At 58.8% G+C, this 15,404-nt stretch carries 14 protein-coding genes and 5 pseudogenes; 4 read left to right on the top strand and 15 right to left on the bottom strand.

Translation table 11 applies throughout. The features are described from left to right. Positions 1–215 precede the first annotated feature (215 nt). On the top strand, positions 216–1,025 hold the full coding sequence (locus NLY36_RS20940; protein ID WP_023737194.1) for a helix-turn-helix transcriptional regulator: 810 nt from the start codon (positions 216–218) through the stop codon (positions 1,023–1,025). Positions 1,026–1,396: 371 nt separating this feature from the next. On the opposite strand, the gene NLY36_RS20935 is transcribed toward NLY36_RS20940, so the two are convergent. The 4 genes and pseudogenes from NLY36_RS20935 to NLY36_RS20920 form a co-directional block, all read right to left on the bottom strand. After that, positions 1,397–2,230, bottom strand: coding sequence for a 2OG-Fe(II)-dependent halogenase WelO5 family protein (locus NLY36_RS20935; protein WP_023737193.1), 834 nt, complete (start codon positions 2,228–2,230; stop codon positions 1,397–1,399). Continuing rightward, positions 2,223–3,479 (bottom strand): diaminobutyrate--2-oxoglutarate transaminase, encoded by a 1,257-nt coding sequence (gene ectB, locus NLY36_RS20930; protein WP_023737192.1) that lies wholly within the window; start codon positions 3,477–3,479, stop codon positions 2,223–2,225. The genes NLY36_RS20935 and ectB overlap by 8 nt, the downstream gene beginning before the upstream one ends. Positions 3,480–4,426: 947 nt before the next feature. Further along, a pseudogene (locus NLY36_RS20925) lies at positions 4,427–4,696 on the bottom strand (transposase); the annotation flags it as partial. 140 nt (positions 4,697–4,836) lie between these two features. Then, positions 4,837–5,800: pseudogene (locus NLY36_RS20920) on the bottom strand (1-aminocyclopropane-1-carboxylate deaminase). 104 nt (positions 5,801–5,904) lie between these two features. Here NLY36_RS20920 and NLY36_RS20915 point away from each other — a divergent pair. The 3 genes and pseudogenes from NLY36_RS20915 to NLY36_RS31770 all read left to right on the top strand — a co-directional run. Continuing rightward, complete coding sequence (locus NLY36_RS20915; RefSeq protein ID WP_023736360.1) at positions 5,905–6,255, top strand: transposase; 351 nt, start codon at positions 5,905–5,907, stop codon at positions 6,253–6,255. An 81-nt stretch (positions 6,256–6,336) separates the two neighbouring features. After that, a pseudogene (locus NLY36_RS20910) lies at positions 6,337–6,450 on the top strand (IS3 family transposase); the annotation flags it as partial. A 64-nt stretch (positions 6,451–6,514) separates the two neighbouring features. After that, positions 6,515–6,715, top strand: a pseudogene (locus NLY36_RS31770) (integrase core domain-containing protein); the annotation flags it as partial. A gap of 522 nt (positions 6,716–7,237) precedes the next feature. Here NLY36_RS31770 and NLY36_RS20905 read toward each other — a convergent pair. From NLY36_RS20905 to nifN, 11 genes and pseudogenes are all read right to left on the bottom strand, one after another. After that, on the bottom strand, positions 7,238–7,342 hold the full coding sequence (locus tag NLY36_RS20905) for an exopolysaccharide production repressor protein (RefSeq protein ID WP_245260297.1): 105 nt from the start codon (positions 7,340–7,342) through the stop codon (positions 7,238–7,240). Between the two features lie 128 nt (positions 7,343–7,470). Further along, positions 7,471–7,788 carry a ferredoxin III, nif-specific gene (gene fdxB, locus NLY36_RS20900; protein WP_023736356.1) on the bottom strand — a complete coding sequence of 106 codons (318 nt, stop codon included), beginning with the start codon at positions 7,786–7,788 and terminating at the stop codon, positions 7,471–7,473. Next, positions 7,785–7,988, bottom strand: a complete 204-nt coding sequence (locus tag NLY36_RS20895; RefSeq protein ID WP_023736355.1) for a CCE_0567 family metalloprotein — start codon at positions 7,986–7,988, stop codon at positions 7,785–7,787. Before NLY36_RS20895 ends, fdxB begins: the two co-directional genes overlap by 4 nt. Before the next feature lie 155 nt (positions 7,989–8,143). Next, positions 8,144–9,313 carry a TlpA disulfide reductase family protein gene (locus NLY36_RS20890; RefSeq protein WP_023736354.1) on the bottom strand — a complete coding sequence of 390 codons (1,170 nt, stop codon included), beginning with the start codon at positions 9,311–9,313 and terminating at the stop codon, positions 8,144–8,146. 1,324 nt (positions 9,314–10,637) lie between these two features. Further along, complete coding sequence (locus NLY36_RS20885) at positions 10,638–11,279, bottom strand: universal stress protein (protein ID WP_245260281.1); 642 nt, start codon at positions 11,277–11,279, stop codon at positions 10,638–10,640. Between the two features lie 340 nt (positions 11,280–11,619). Next, on the bottom strand, positions 11,620–12,405 hold the full coding sequence (locus NLY36_RS20880) for a response regulator transcription factor (protein ID WP_031249271.1): 786 nt from the start codon (positions 12,403–12,405) through the stop codon (positions 11,620–11,622). A gap of 27 nt (positions 12,406–12,432) precedes the next feature. Beyond that, positions 12,433–12,912: a NifX-associated nitrogen fixation protein gene (locus NLY36_RS20875; protein ID WP_286461357.1), complete on the bottom strand. Its 480-nt coding sequence runs from the start codon at positions 12,910–12,912 to the stop codon at positions 12,433–12,435. A gap of 17 nt (positions 12,913–12,929) precedes the next feature. Then, a pseudogene (locus tag NLY36_RS20870) lies at positions 12,930–13,028 on the bottom strand (nitrogen fixation protein NifX); the annotation flags it as partial. Between the two features lie 31 nt (positions 13,029–13,059). Next, positions 13,060–13,539 (bottom strand): NifX-associated nitrogen fixation protein, encoded by a 480-nt coding sequence (locus NLY36_RS20865; RefSeq protein ID WP_286461356.1) that lies wholly within the window; start codon positions 13,537–13,539, stop codon positions 13,060–13,062. A gap of 17 nt (positions 13,540–13,556) precedes the next feature. After that, entirely contained in the window at positions 13,557–14,054 is a 498-nt protein-coding gene (nifX, locus tag NLY36_RS20860) for a nitrogen fixation protein NifX (RefSeq protein ID WP_023736349.1), read from the bottom strand. Beyond that, on the bottom strand, positions 14,020–15,402 hold the full coding sequence (nifN, locus tag NLY36_RS20855) for a nitrogenase iron-molybdenum cofactor biosynthesis protein NifN (RefSeq protein ID WP_023736348.1): 1,383 nt from the start codon (positions 15,400–15,402) through the stop codon (positions 14,020–14,022). The genes nifX and nifN overlap by 35 nt, the downstream gene beginning before the upstream one ends. Positions 15,403–15,404 lie beyond the last annotated feature (2 nt).

The raw sequence follows: 15,404 nt of genomic DNA, 5'->3' as shown, positions 1-15,404 counted from the left end.
TCGCTGACGAGCCGCGTCCGCATGACACGACCTTAAGCATAACTTCAAGTTAAAATAACATTTCCAGTCGCCATGAGATGGTAGAGCTGTGTAGATGCCGGGCTGCCGAGACGGCGCGCAGAGCGCCGAAGATGGCGCGCAGAGACGCAGCGCTACAATCGGCAGCTTTGTGCGCCAGTGACAACGTCCAGTACAAATGCTGAGGAGCCCAGCCTATGGAACGCCGGCGGATGACTGCCAGAGTATCCGATTTTTTGGTCCACGCGACGCATTTCCCTGAGGCTGCTAGGGGAGCGTTCGCGATCGAGTTCGACCGATTTGTCGACCAGACTGATGGCATTGCTCAATCCGAGCGGTTGTTCGACCTGTTATCTGCGTTTGCCCTGAATTTTGATTGCCCGTGGATCGCCTATGACTCTCTTGCACCCCAAAAAGGTTTAAAGTCGGCCCAACGCGATCCGGCGGTCATACTGAATTTTCCTGATGAATGGCAGAAGCGCTATTTCGAAATGGGATACGACAGGATAGACCCCATCATCAAAACGAGTCGAACGCGAGCAGGCGCCTTTCGATGGAGCGAGGTATACGACGACGTAAGCACGACTGAAGACGAACGGCGCGTTTTCGACGAGGCTGCAACGTTCGGCTTAAGGTCAGGCGTTAGCGTTCCATTGCACGGCCCGGACGGCAGCTTTGCGATCATGAGCTTTGCTCAAGCCTGGGATGGCGAATTCCAAAATAGAACAATTGCGTACTTGCAACTTGCGGCGCTACATTTCCACCTGAAAGTTGCAAAGTTCGATAATTCGGGCGCCATCGAGGAGATGCCTAACCTTTCTCTACGAGAAAAAGAGTGTATTCTGTGGACGGCAAAAGGGAAATCCTCGTGGGAAATAGGAAAAATTTTAGGCATATCTGGAAACACCGCTAATTTCCATATAAAAAATGTAATGCGAAAAATGGATACTTCTAGCAGAACGGCTGCAGCTACAAAAGCCGTGCAGTTCGGAATTGTCGAAATGTAAAAAGTGGCTCCGCGATCTTGACGTCAGTTGTGCTAAGAGAGTTTCTTTATATATTTTTCTTAGCTGGGGAAGTAATTTCCGGAAAACGTCTAAGGTTAGAAGCGGCACACACATAGGCATGTAGGTGCCTGTTCGGGGTGTACCGAGGGATCCATTGCCTGCGATCACCCGAAGTTGATTTGGCGGTTGCTTCTCGTCGCTCAATCATTTGTGGGCGCGTGTCCGCCCCCCCCCGGGAACAATGGAACGTTGGGAGCTGGCAACATTCGGGAAACATCCGGAGGGTTTGTGGCTAAACGGCCTCCGCCATCACAATGGGGCGACAGCTTCACTGTCGGCGGAATTCGGCCAGTAGCTGCGGCAGGGAACGTTTAGGTCCACCAGAGAACAAGATCCGGCCGCGCAAACCCGAAAAAGCTGTTCAGCACCAGGCGGCGCTTTCCGTTGCCTGATTGTCGGGTGACCCCGTGAATGAAACCGCCATCAATTAGGGCCATATCCCCGGCCTTGAACTGGAATTCGCGACAAGGAATGGCCTCGAGATAAGCTGCCGAATAAGGATACCCCGTGGTCTCCACACCCTGCGACTTTCGATCCGCGACTGTCGGCTTATGGCTCCAGAGCCGCAGATTGCCACCTTCCTCGGCCATGCTGGGATAGAAGTTGAGCGCTGCGACGGTGTTGTTCGCCACCGCAGAAAGCTCGTAATCGTTCCCAGCACATAACACTTGAGCGAGATCGTCGTGGGGCTCCAAGGAAAATGTGCCGCTGCCAGACCAACTAAGAGCGCGACAAACATTAGCCTGACCCTGTTCCGAACGGGCCAGCCGCAATTCAATGCCCTGACCGTGAAGCTCGCGCTTCAACGCGTCGAATAATGCTCGGACCGGGTCAACCAAATTCTCAAAAAGGGCGTCAACGAACGGTCGCGCAGTTTCCGCCTCCGCAAAATAGGTGGCTGCATCATTCCTGTAGTGAGATGAACCGACATATTGTCCGGGAACGCCATCGTTGCGCTCCTTGAGACCGGGACTGCCACTGAAGTTCGCGGTAATCTCCTCGGCTATTTCGGTACTGAAAGCTTGCCTGATGTGAAGACCGGTGATCTCACCTTTCAACACTGAGATGATCTCCTCAGTGCTGATCGAGCCGGTTCGTTCTCTGATCGCAAGAGGCGAGATGGCTGGCGCTTGTTGCTTAGTCACTGGCTTGCTCCTGTAGTGCGTGATCAAGGATGGCGATGCCATGGTCGAGTTCGTCATCGGTGATGGTTATCGGCGGAAGGACTTTGATGACGTCGCGATTTGGCCCTGAAGATTCGATCAGCAGGCCGTTTTCGAACGCGAGATCGTGCACACGGCCGACAACGGCCTGCGAACGGCACTTGAGGCCGGCCATGAGACCGCGGCCGCGCTTTTGTTCAATGTACTTGGGAAACTTCGCAACGAGCCGGTCAAGGTGTCCTTGCAGCTTGACGGCTGTCCGCTCGACGCCTGCAGTAAACTGCCTGTCGGACCACAGTTTGCACATGGCCCCTGCGGTCACGAAGGCGAAATTGTTGCCTCTGAAGGTCCCGCTATGTTCTCCGGGATTCCATATATCTATGTCGGGGCGGATCAACACAATTGAGAATGGACTACCTGAACCGCTTAGGGACTTTGAAAGGCACACGATGTCGGGTTCGATTTTTGCGAACTCGAAGGAGAGGAAATCGCCCGTTCGTCCTGCGCCTGCCTGAATGTCGTCGACGATCAAAACAACGCCGTGTTTACGGCAAATGCGCTGAATCTCTGTGAGCCAAGCTGCGGATGCGGCGTTCATGCCGCCTTCTGCCTGGATGGTCTCCAGGATGATTGCGGCGGGCTTTTCTATACCGCTCCCTGGATCGCCCAAAACCCAGTCGATGTAGCTGGCGGAATCGAAAGCTTGGTTCGGATATCCGTCATAGGGGACGCGGACCACATCGTGGCGAGCAACGCCGCCCAGTTCCCTGGTTGACGCTGAACCTGACACCGCCAGGGAGCCGAGTGACATGCCGTGGAACGCATTTGTGAAGGCCATGACGCTCGAGCGACCGGTATATTTTCGTGCCAGGGCCAGCGCCGCTTCGTTGGCATTGGTGCCGGTCGGCCCGGGAAACTGTATCTTGTAGGAAAGGCCTCTGGGCTTCAGGATCGAATCCACAAACACTTCAATGAATTCACGCTTTGCCGATGTATACATGTCAAGCGATAGAAGAATGTTCTGGCCAACGAGATATTCGATTGCTGGTGCAATAATATTCTGGTTGTTATGTCCAAAGTTGAGTGCGCCGGACCCTACGAGGAAATCGATATATGTGTTACCGGTCTCGTCCCAGATTGTCGCCCCGAGGGCCTTCGTAAAGACTGTGGGAAATGACCGCCCGTAGCGACGAACGTTAGACTCATGAGCCGTAAAAACGTCAGTGTTCATTTTCGGGTTCCCTCTGCATGTGGGCGTCGCGTTCAACGAGAGATTGATTAAATGCGCTTGGTTGGTCGGCGGTTGTTCTTCAGTTTCACCTAGAAGATCAGAACAGTCTTGACGGAACTTTGGACGATCGGTGGCTTCCGACAAATCTCTTTTGTAATGCCGACATACTCCTCAAAAGTTTCGCCACAATGGAGGCCGGACTTGCGCGGCAGCTCAACTGCTGTACAGACGCACTTCGAAACCTCCCGCTTCGAAACCTCCACCGTCGTCACGTTGCTCTGCATGCCGATATTCTCTCGGTCAATGCGTTAGAACGAACTCGGTTCTAGAGTTTTCGGGCAGTCGTCGATACTATGGCATCTGGTAGTTGACGCACCTGCTTGTGGTCCACGAAAGCGCCTGCCAATCAATCAAATCATAGCTTGGAGCCAGCAGCGGCGGCTCATGTGTGACAGGCGCTTCCACCATGCAGCAAGCATTTCCATGCCTTGGAGCGCGCACACCGTACGCATACAGCAGACCCTTACAACGGCCTCGGCAAGCAGAGCCCCTATCGCGATCTTAGACGGCTAGAGTCTACAAGGCGCATTGACCAATCACCGCCAGGAGCGTGAGGACGACGTGTATGGACCGCTCCCAAGGCGAAATTGAACATAACGGCAGACACGGTGCTTGCGGTCGTGTATCCGGCCTCACATGGTGATTCTCCAGTCAATGTTTTTCCATGGGTGTAATCCGAGGTGAGCTCTCTTCCTGCAGGGCCTGCCTGCTAACCTCACATCCGGGGGGATGATATCCCACCCACTGTGCCGCATTTGGGACGGGAGAGCTCCAAAGGAACGGCACCACTCTGTGAAGACGGCACTGAAGCACCACGCCGGACAACGGACGTTCCCCCGGTCACCGGGCTGCTTTGCCGTCGCAGAGCTGCCCGATCTCGATATTCATTATACGGCGGGCTTCATGATCGCTCCCTCGGGTACGGCACCATCGACGGCGAAGCGCCACAGAGCGATCAGCAACTTGCGAGCGAGGGCGACCACTATGACCTTGCGGACGCGGCGGCCAGTAGAGCCGGTGCGTTCCCGGAACCAGGCGACCTGGGCAGCACCAGGCTGGTAGCGTTGCCAGAGCCAGGCCAGCTCCACCATCACCGTTCGAAGCCGCCGGTTCCCGGCCTTTCCGATCCCTTGCTCGCGTTCCACCCCACCACTGTTGCCTCCGCACGCACGGGACGGCCGCGCGACCGCCTCAGAATGCTGGCATCCTCTGGGCCAGAGAGCCGGCTAAGCGGCCTCGACGAACTTTGAGCGCATGGCCGGCACGGCAGGACGGCGTAGTCGAAATCTGTCGAGCGTCAGCCGTTGCGGAAGGTATAGCCATAACCGTTGATCGCCGGCGCGCCGCCGAGATGCGCGTAGAGGACCCTCGACCACCGGAAAGAAGCCCTTCTGGACGAGGTCGATCATCCCTTGCATCGATTTGCCCTCATAAACGGGATCGGTAATCATACCCTCGAGCCGCGCACACATTCGGATGGCCTCCTTCGTTTCCTCGGACGGGATGCCATAACGCGGGTATGCGTGGTCCTCGAGCAACACCACGTCATCCTCGACGGGTTCCGTTCAGAGATCGACGAGCTCCGATGTATGTTGGGCAATCTTTAGCACCTGCGCCTTGGTTTTGGTGGGGGCGGCAGAGGCATCGATACCGACTACATTGCGCTGTTGACCGTCCTTGGCGAATCCGACGAGCATGCCGGCATGCGTTGAACCGGTCACCGCGCAAACGACGATGTAGTCGAAGGCAAACCCAAGCTGTTTCTCCTGAGCCCGCACTTCCTCCGCGAACCCCACATAGCCGAGGCCGCCATTCGGGTGAACAGACGCCCCGGCAGGTATTGCATAGGGCCTGCCGCCCCTTGCCTTGACCTCGTAAAGCGCCTTTTCCCAACTGCGGCGGATACTGATGTCAAAGCCCTCGTCGACCAGATGCACCTCTGCTCCCATGATGCGGCTCAAGAGAATATTGCCGACCCGGTCGTAGACGGCATCCTCATGGGGTACCCAGCTCTCCTGAACCAAGAGACATTTCATGCCGATCTTGGCGGCGACCGCGGCGACCATGCGGGTGTGGTTGGACTGCACGCCCCCGATGGTGACGAGCGTATCGGCATCTGACGCGATCGCGTCGGGAATGATGTACTCGAACTTGCGCAGCTTGTTTCCGCCAAACGCGAGACCGGAGTTGCAGTCCTCGCGTTTGGCGTAAATTTCCACCTTTCCTCCTAGATGTTTGCCGAGGCGATCGAGCTTCTCGATGGGTGTGGGTCCAAAGGTGAGCGGATTGGAGTGCGCCCCTCGGACCGGACAGGATGAACAAGCAGAATTGACTTGGAAGCCGGGCTTTCGAAGGATGGAAGCCCATGGTGACTTATCGCACGCACAGCATCGAGTTCAAACGTCAGGTAGTGCAGGAGTTCCTGTCCGGCGAGACGCTGCATGGTCTCGCCAAGCGGCACGAACTGCCGCGTAACCTGATCCGCATCTGGGTTCAGAAATACGAGGCCGGCTCCTTCGACGAAGACGTGCCGGCGGCCGACACGATGCAGACCTATGAGGCGCGGATCGCAGCGCTGGAGCGGCTGGTAGGCCGGCAAGCCTTGGAAATTGAGTTTCTAAAGGGGGCTCTGAAAAGCGCACCACGTCCGAGAAGCGGGACTACATCCGTGATCACCGGCCCGGCGGTGTCTCCATCGCTGAAGGATGCCGGCTGATGGGGATCGCGCGATCAACCTACTACGATCAGCCCGAAAGTCGTCCAGACGATGGGTGAGATCTCCGACAGCTTCGAAGCTTACGGCTATCGCCGCATGCAGGCGGCGCTGCGGCAGCGCGGCATCGTCGTCAACCACAAGAAGGTCAGACGGTTGATGCGCGAGCACGATTTGCAGCCCAGGATCAGGCGGCGCTTACTCCGAAACCACCGGCTTCCGACAGGCCCGGAGACGCCTGCTTCGACGCCGGCTTCCTCACTCGATGGGCCGGCGCGGCAATCCCTACGATAATGCGAAAGCGGAAAGATTCATGAAGACGATGAAGGTCGAAGCCGTCTATCCGATGGCCTACGAAACCTTCGCCGACGTCGCTGAGGACCTTCCCCGCTTCATTGATGAGGTTTACAACACCCGCCGATTGCACTCAGCGCTCGGCTATCTCAGCCCGCAACAGTTCGAGGACCAACACGCCCGGCAAGATGGTCAAAACTGCGGCTTGACCCTGTCCGGTCCGAGGGGCGCACTCCAGATAGCGTTCGAACTTTTTCCAGCATGTTCTCTCCAGCAACACGTGATTGAGCTGAACCAGCTCCCCCTCGCTCATGGGCTTTTAATTTGGAGCCAGCTGCGTCGTCGGACGTCGCGGAAGGCTCCCATTTTCTTTCCAGCGCCGCGTTCGTCATCGAGACACCCGCATGGATGGCGTGCTGCTACGGCTATTATGTGCCAACCGAACCCAAACAGCTGGATTCACGCTAGACGGGCCAGGATGCGGCCACCTCTGCCCATTTCAAGCACACCAATGCTTGGACGGTCAGCTCGATGTCCCTGGTTATCCAAATTGGCGTAGATTTCCCATGGATCACGACGCCTCACCGGGGCAGGGAAATGCCGGGCCAAGCTGAGGCACATCTGAAGATTCATTCCTCACCTCGTCATGGTCTGTCGGCTGGGATCGAACTTCCTTGCAACCACCGAAATCCTAAGCCCTTTGGCCAGCTCGGCTAACCAAGCCAGACCGCCAGATCAGAAAGAGCACGCTTGCGAAATACGCCAGCTGAAGGAGCAGCGAACAAGCCAGCGTCATGACGACTACTGTGCCGACGGAATGAGAAGCGATGTAGATAGTCAGTGCGGTGCTGCACAGCACCAGCCCCAGGACGCGGCAAAACATTCTAAAGGGCAACGGCGTTCTCCTGGTTTTGTCTCCTCAGATCATGCTCCGACCTGGTCGGCCGCAACATGGGTCTGGCAGTTCTTCGGGCAGACGCGGGCGCAGGCTCCGCAGCCAATGCAGCGGCCGGGATGGTCGACGACCATGATCATGCGATTGAGCTCGCCATCGAAATCGTCGTCTTCGCCGTCGCAGGCGCCGAGGATTTCACCCGCGTCATCGACGCCGTAAAGATGCATGACCTCGCGCGAGCAGACTTTGAAACAGCGGCCGCAGCCGATGCAGGTCGTGCCGTCTATAGCGGTGAGATATTCCGGCATCCATCCGGAGCCGTCGCGGGTGGTGAATGTGCTCCTCATCGTAACTTCTTCATGGCAGCGAGCTCTCTCCTGGCACCATCCAACTCGGCAAAAACGGCCGACGCTCCCTCGGCAACTTCCTCTATCTCCGTCCATTTTCCCGGGAGATCCTCTGCAAGGTCGCGCAATTTCATCTTGGCAATTGCCGCGCGCAGCTGAAGCTTTCGGACTTTCGTTCCCATCTCATCCAGCTTTGACATAGATCCTTCCTCGAAATCGGTGTCTTCACGCCCGTGCCACGTCGCGATAGGCTTCAGTGGCTGCAGTCGCATCCCGCAATGCGGGAGGCCATGAAGATTGGAGCCTCGATCCTGCTGCAAACGATCGACCAGGTGCTGCATGGACCTCCTTGCAATTACCCTTTTTTATCTTTCTTCCTCGGCCGACCGCGCTTTGGCACCTTCGGGAAACTGTTTTGCGCAGCGGCAAAGAGAGCGCCGCAACAAGCCTTCGCACCCCTGTACTTGGCGAGGGCCTGCAGCAAATCCGGCAGATGCTGCTCTTTCAATTCGGCCGGGATAGGCTCCGGACCGTCCAGCGACGTCAGTGCCAGTTCGACCAACTCGATCGCGCGATCATTGTTGCCGTTCTCGTGATAGTACCGGGCGACAGCCGGATAAGACCGGTACTTAGGGCTGTCGCCTTGCGGGGGATTCAGCGCCAGGATGTGTTCGGACAGCTCCTTGCCCATCGCGAAGCGCTCAGCAGGGGGAAGGCGCGAATGGTCATTGGCCGGATGGAAAAGTTGGTCTAGCGCCGAAACCATCCAATCCTCGGAATTTTTGTCGATCGCGTCGCGAACCAACTGGCGCATCACGGGCAAGCCGGTCCACATGTCTTGTATTTTGTGAAGCAACAGATGTGCATGGGCCAGGCGGAAATTGAGGTCGTCCGGCATCGAGGCAATGCCCTCTTCGATCGCCCAGAGCGCCGTCTTCCAATCTTCCAGCTTCACCGCCGCCCAGAACCTGTCATCGATCGGCTTCTTCAGCGTTTGTTCGAGCGCCAGGGGTTCGCTTGTGGCGATCCGCTCCTGATCGGCCGCTTTCGCTTTGTTGCTGGTAGGCCAGCTGCCGTTGAGCACTTTCGGCAAAACCTCACCGAGTTGGCTCGGATGACCGATAAAGGCGATGCAGCCGTCCCGGTCGACCACGAACGAGGTCGGAACCCCGACGCAAAAGCTGGGTTCCCTCCAAAGCTTCTTCATTTCGCCTGTGACGTCGAACGCAATCCGATGATTCAGATCCGGGCACTTTTCGGCCAACCACGCGTCCAACTTGGTCCGGGCCTCGACGGCCGTTGGAGCGTCTTCATCAGCCGCGATCCAGACGACCTCAAGTCCGCTGTCCTTGTATTTCTCCTGTAGCTGCATCAGCTCGAGCATCTCCGCCGCACATAGTTCGCACCACGTTGCCCAAAATTCGATAATATAGACTTTGCCGGGCTGGAAGTCCGCAAGGGGCTCGCCACGCAGCCAGTCCTCCACTTTGATCGAAGGAGCCGGTGACCCCATCCGCAACATCATCTTGCCCTCCAAAGCTGTCGCCAAAGGTTGCGTGATCTTATGCGCAAGCTTGTTCCCCTTTGAGACGGGGCACGAGGGTTCAACGAAGGGAGAGCATTGTTCGTCTTGCGCATCTGCGTGCAGTCAGCCTTCACTCAGTGTTGCTGAATCTCAATTCGCAAAGGCCGTGCCAACGCGCTCAGCCGTGCGGTAAATGCTTGATTATGCTTTGAAAAATTTCTGTGGCGCCCAAGATCGCCGGTTGTATTGGACGCGACATATTTTCCGCCACTGTCAGGTCTTGGACACGCATCACCCGCTTCCCGTCGGCGCAGAAGCGTGGCCACCGACGTCTCGACATATAGGGACCAACAGATGCATGACCGCGTTGGCTGCCGCCAGCCTCGTCATCATCGTCCGCCTCAAGCTTTGCTTGAGCTTCTTGTCGTTCGGTCGCTCAAGTGGTAGCGCAACGCCATTGCGATTGCAGGCGCCGCTCCATCCGAGCATCGCCTCTGCCCTACCTCTTCCGCTTTGCGCTTGAATTCCTGCTGGCGACGCAGGAGTTCTTCACGACGACGCCGGTTATGTCCGGCTGCGGGTCGCGAGTACCGTTATCGCCAGATGATGATCGTGGGGAAGAGGGCCAGGATGAGTGCCGGCCTGTGCCGGGCCGGTGACTCTCCCGGATCCTACTTTTGTTGTTCTGTGTCCCTGTGCGCAGGCCCTACAGGGACCACCTGGTGCGAATGTGAGCGTTGTCGGAATTTGGCCCGCCTGAAGGCCGCTAGGTCGCCACGCGATGGGCCAAGGCAGACTGAAAACGCCGAAGATGCGGCCGCCCTCGCCGCTGACGGCTACCATCCCAGGCGATGCTACGTGATTGATGCCACCGTTCGCGCCGAGGGCCGGCAAGAGCCCGACCGCCGGACTCGAAGGTCGGTGCGTTGGCCGCTGCACGGTCGTTGCCGTGTTCCGTTCCCGGCCAGTGGTGAGGGAAATCGTGATAACGCTAGTACGAAGAGGCAATGGTCCGAACGCGGCCTGCCGCGCTGAAACGACTCTCTTTCTCGACCTGACGCCGGCTCGAGTATCTGTGTTTGAGCGCATTGAGGACGCCTGGGCTTCTGCCCGGCCGTTTGTCTGCGCGTTACGGGTTGTCTCGGCGAGCAGACACCGAGCGCGTTAGAGGCGTCCGGGGAATGTGCTTCGCGACGGCGCTTCCAAGTTGCTCATGAGCTTCGCGAAACCTGCTCGTTTGCGGCGACCTTCCTCCGACTTCGCATCAGGGTAGGTGACCAGGGGAGTAGAGCTTGGAACAGCATCGGTGCTACTTCAGAACCCGTCAGCGGGCCAAAAACAGCGGCAAAGGCGTGCCAACTATCCATCTTATCACGCTACCGGAGAGCCGCTCACGCAACCGGCGGCTGCCATAAGCGCCCATGACGATCACGTCGGCAGACGTGTCGATTGCATGCTGCGCTAGCACCTTGGCCACCGGTTTGCCGCGGCTCGCCAGCCGGTCGATCCAAACCCGAGCACCGTGCCGAGTGAGATAGGCAGCGATGTCGGCTCCCGGCTCGGCGCCGTTTCCGGTGCAGGTCGCCTCCGGATCGACGACTGCGACACGAACTTCCTCAGCACCGGCTAGCAGATGCAGCGCTTCTCGAATCGAACGGGACGCCTCGACTCGCGAATCCCAGCCGACCAGCACGCGCCGTGGAGACAGAGTCGCCTCAGCGCCCTCCGGTAAGACAAGCACCGGCTTTCCCGTGTCGAACAAGCTGCCGTTGATAACAAGGGGTCCGAGACTAGTCTCGTTGAGAAGTGCGGGGCCGACGATTGTCAGGTCGGTGCAGAGCGCCCGCTGTCGCACCGCGTCACCGACGCCAGCCTTGTCGCAGTGTTCGGTGTCGACATCATAGCAGCGCCACGTGGCTCTCAGCACTTTGTGAATTTCCCTGCATGTCTTTTCCAGGTTGGCCATCTCCTGTGAAAATTGTTCCCGTGCGGCAATGTGGTGTGTGCGATATCTAGACCACTCGGGGATGCCACCGCCCAACGGCGGAGGGGACCCAATAAGCGGAGGCGACATCAGGAGCGGCGGAGGCGATATAATTAGTACGGAAAGATACGCGCCGACCTCGGCGCACAAGCGAGCAGCTATTGCGACGTCCTGATCGGAATGGTCAGCTCCCGTCACACTGAGTATTTTCTTGAAGGCCATCTGACTGCTTCCCCCTTAGATGTCGGGCCCGTAGCGCGTTTCGAACCGCAAGACTTGCCTTCCAACGAAGTCGGAGAGTGGCACACCATCCGTTCGCGATTCAGTCGTCAAGCTTCTCGAGCGAGTAGCCGGCAGACCTGACAGTACGAATGACGCTACCTGGCGAGGCAGCCTTCAGCGCCTTTCTGATCCGGCTGATATGGACGTCGACAGTGCGTTCACCGACATGGATATTGTCCGGCCAGGCCGCGTCGATCAGCTCGTCTCGGCTGAAGACCTTGCCGGGAGCCTCAAGAAATTGCCGCAGCAGGTTGAATTCGAGAGGTCCGAGGTGGATGTCGTGGCCATTGCCGCGAACTCGGTGGGCATCGAGCTTCATCTCAAGGCTGCCGCAGCAGAGCCAGCTGCCATTTTCGATCCCGTTTGAACCCGGCTTCGGTAGCGCCAGCTTCGTGCGTAGATAGTCGAGCAGCATCGCCGGCGTGAAGGGCCGCACAAAGCTCTCGTCAATACCTGCCTTCAAGAGATCGAGCTGCTGGTTTTCGGCGCCGGGCGCGATCAGCGCAATAACCAGCAGGCCTCTGTTCCGGAACTCCGCCTTGAGCTGGGCACAGATGGTAGACCCTGTCGAGCTTGCCGGCTGGCAGTCCAGCACCACGGCCTGCGGCTCCCGTTCACTGGCTAATGCCAGCGCTTCCTCCACGCTTCTGGCCAGTTCAATCCTGAAGCCATCCACCCCCAGAATGTGGCTGTAGTACAGATACAACTCCGCATCTTGCGAACAGATCAGTACCCCTGGCTTCATCAGCGCTACCCCAAGAACCATATCGGCCTGGACCGCCTCAATTGAGAGGGCTGGCCACCGAATGTCCTCAAGACCTGACATGATCCCCTCGATCAAAAGTCGGTTGCATCACGCCCGCGCCACCTCGGGATGAGCCTCAATGGCTGCGGTGGCATCGCCGGCCAGTTTGGTACCGGCCGCGGCGGGCTTCCAGAACGTCTCGAAACCGAACCGGTGGACGTCGCGCAGGGTCTTTGACAGAACGACCAACCGCCCGGCTGTGAAGAGCACGCGCCCGAAGCCCTCATGGCTCATCTCCATCATCGGCGATGCCATCAGGCCCGTGCGCTCTTCAATCGCAAGCCCGACGGCGGTGTAGAACTTATCGAGCCTCCACAGCACGTCCGGATCGGGATCGCCGATGATTGGAATTGCACGGCGCTGTTCCCTGGTGATGATGAAGTCGCCCAGCAGCTCGGGGTCCGATTTGCCTTCCCATGACCCGTGGGAATCATTGGCACGGATCAACCGCACGAGGCATTTGACGAACGGGGTGGCAAGGGCCGCCTCGTCCTCGGTGGCGGCAGGGCTAACAGCGGCTTCAAACATTTCGCCCACTCCTCATTTCAGCTTTCGTCCTCGAAGGAGGGTTTCGGTTCAGCGACACCTGCCTGCGCCAGCACCTTGCGCAGCCAAGGGGGAGGACACGTCCTGAGCATCACCTGACATGATCCCCTCGATCGAAAGTCGGTTGCATCACGCCCGCGCCACCTCGGGATGAGCCTCAATGGCTGCGGTGGCATCGCCGGCCAGTTTGGTACCGGCCGCGGCGAGCTTCCAGAACGTCTCGAAACCGAACCGGTGGACGTCGCGCAGGGTCTTTGACAGAACGACCAACCGCCCGGCTGTGAAGAGCACGCGCCCGAAGCCCTCATGGCTCATCTCCATCATCGGCGATGCCATCAGGCCCGTGCGCTCCTCAATCGCAAGCCCGACGGCGGTGTAGAACTTATCGAGCCTCCACAGCACGTCCGGATCGGGATCGCCGATGATTGGAATTGCACGGCGCTGTTCCCTGGTGATGATGAAGTCGCCCAGCAGCTCGGGGTCCGATTTGCCTTCCCATGACCCGTGGGAATCATTGGCACGGATCAACCGCACGAGGCATTTGACGAACGGGGTGGCAAGGGCCGCCTCGTCCTCGGTGGCGGCAGGGCTAACAGCGGCTTCAAACATTTCGCTCACTCCTCATTTCAGCCCTCGTCCTCGAAGGAGGGTTTCTGTTCAGCGACACCTGCCTGCGCCAGCACCTTGCGCAGCCAAGGGGGAGGACACGTCCTGAGCATCATCTGCGTGCGCAACAGCACCTCTTGGATGGTCTGGGGCTGCGGGACTTTGATCGGATGGATCTTTGCGGAAACAAGTTTGGCTGCCGAAGGTCCGCCGATCGCCAGACAAAACAGGAGATGACAGCCCTTCAGCGCCTCCACCTTCGGGGTGATGCGGTCATCGCCCTCAGTTCGGTGCTTCCCGCTCTCGTCGGAAACGTCATCGAAGGCCACGGCTTCGACGAGCTTCCACTCCTCGCGCATCACGTCGTAGACAGCAAAGCGCCTGGCCGAGCCGAAATGGGCGTTGATGTTCTTCATGTCCTGCGTGGCCATTGCCACGCGCAATGCGCCGGCTTGGCGTTCCGGCGTCGGTGCGTGAACCTCGTCAGTGACGAGCGAGAGGCGACGGACGGAGCTCATCTGGCATTTCTCGCTTACGGAGTGGATCAAGCGCCTCAGGCGTCGCCGCGCGCCGGTTGGCTTCGAAAATGTTGGCAACCTCGAAGATCAGGTCGCGGGTCCCCTGGTAGAGGATTGTGAGCTTGTGCTGGGCCCCGAGCCGGTCGAAGATCGGGAAGCCGACCCGCATGAGCGGAATGCCGAGGCGCTGCGCCGCCTGGCGGCCGTGGGAATGAGTAACGAGAAGATTAGCGCCGGCGCCAAGCGCTTCCAAATCGCCGAGATCGCCGATTTGAACCGACTGCGCCGGCACTTCCTCCAGAATTTTCGATATAGCGGCCGTTGTGACCGCCGCCGCGATTTCGGAGCCCATTCCGATGAAGAAGCTCGCGAGTTGGTAGAGTTGGTCTGGTTCAGCAGCGATCGCAATTTTCTTGCCTCCAAAGTGGAAATGTCCGTCGAGCAACGCGTCCTGCAACTGCGCCCGCCGACGGCGCACCTCAGCCGGCGCCGCCTCGCCCGAAACTGCGGACAGCAGCGAGACGAACCGGTCGGCGTCCCTCAATCCAGTCAGCGACCGGAACAGCACGTAAGGCACGCCGGTCAACCTCTGCAGCAGCTCGGCCGGGCGGCGCATATGCTCCCCGATCGCGACGCATTGCACAGCCATGCCAAGCTCGCGGATATCCTCGACGCTGGTGCCGCCATAGGTGGTCGTGACCCAGCGGTCGGGCACCGCACCGTCGAGCGAGCCGGAGATGTCCGGCAGAATCACCGGCTTCAGTCCAAAGCTTTCAACCATCTCACGCAAATGCTCGATGTCAGCCACAGTGAGGTTCCAGCCAGGCAGGATCACGATTTTCTTCGACTGCCGCGCCTGCTCGCCGGGCCGCGTAATCCTTTCGATCATAGCGGTGACAGCCTTGGCCCAGCCCTCTTCGATCGCGCCGTCGAAATCCGGTGTGTTGGCTAGCACCACCTCCGTACCCGCGAGTTCTTCCATGCGCTTGAGCCTGATATTGGCGATATCTCCTGCGCAGTCTTCGCCCCGGGTTTCCACCAGCGCCGTGGTGCAGACCCCGATCAGCGTTGGCTTTGTGCGGGCCTTGAGATTGAGGATCGCCTCTTCCAGATGGTCTGCCCCGCCGAGGATCGTCGCCACCTCGTCCATCGCCGTCGTCTGCAAGGGGATCGCTTCCTTGAAATGTCGCACGAAGAGCACGAGCGCGAAGCTGGTGCACCCTTGGCTGCCGTGGAACAACGGCATCGCGCCCTCGACGCCAAGAAAGGCCAAGGCGGCACCCAGCGGCTGCGATGACTTCAGCGGATTGACCGCCGCCGCTTGGGTCTGGGGAAGGATGCGGACCATCG

This window comes from Mesorhizobium sp. C399B (assembly GCF_030323185.1).
In the GTDB taxonomy this organism is placed as follows: domain Bacteria; phylum Pseudomonadota; class Alphaproteobacteria; order Rhizobiales; family Rhizobiaceae; genus Mesorhizobium.
The sequence above is the reverse complement of the archived record's forward strand: the minus strand, read 5'-3'. Positions and strand labels throughout refer to the sequence as shown.

Coding starts and splice junctions, on each gene's coding strand:
- NLY36_RS20865 (WP_286461356.1), bottom strand. CDS start 13,539: ATGTTTGAAGCCGCTGTTAGCCCTGCCGCCACCGAGGACGAGGCGGCC.
- NLY36_RS20875 (WP_286461357.1), bottom strand. CDS start 12,912: ATGTTTGAAGCCGCTGTTAGCCCTGCCGCCACCGAGGACGAGGCGGCC.
- NLY36_RS20915 (WP_023736360.1), top strand. CDS start 5,905: ATGGTGACTTATCGCACGCACAGCATCGAGTTCAAACGTCAGGTAGTG.
- fdxB (WP_023736356.1), bottom strand. CDS start 7,788: ATGAGGAGCACATTCACCACCCGCGACGGCTCCGGATGGATGCCGGAA.
- NLY36_RS20880 (WP_031249271.1), bottom strand. CDS start 12,405: ATGTCAGGTCTTGAGGACATTCGGTGGCCAGCCCTCTCAATTGAGGCG.
- ectB (WP_023737192.1), bottom strand. CDS start 3,479: ATGAACACTGACGTTTTTACGGCTCATGAGTCTAACGTTCGTCGCTAC.
- NLY36_RS20890 (WP_023736354.1), bottom strand. CDS start 9,313: ATGATGTTGCGGATGGGGTCACCGGCTCCTTCGATCAAAGTGGAGGAC.
- NLY36_RS20905 (WP_245260297.1), bottom strand. CDS start 7,342: ATGACGCTGGCTTGTTCGCTGCTCCTTCAGCTGGCGTATTTCGCAAGC.
- nifX (WP_023736349.1), bottom strand. CDS start 14,054: ATGAGCTCCGTCCGTCGCCTCTCGCTCGTCACTGACGAGGTTCACGCA.
- nifN (WP_023736348.1), bottom strand. CDS start 15,402: ATGGTCCGCATCCTTCCCCAGACCCAAGCGGCGGCGGTCAATCCGCTG.
- NLY36_RS20895 (WP_023736355.1), bottom strand. CDS start 7,988: ATGTCAAAGCTGGATGAGATGGGAACGAAAGTCCGAAAGCTTCAGCTG.
- NLY36_RS20885 (WP_245260281.1), bottom strand. CDS start 11,279: ATGGCCAACCTGGAAAAGACATGCAGGGAAATTCACAAAGTGCTGAGA.
- NLY36_RS20940 (WP_023737194.1), top strand. CDS start 216: ATGGAACGCCGGCGGATGACTGCCAGAGTATCCGATTTTTTGGTCCAC.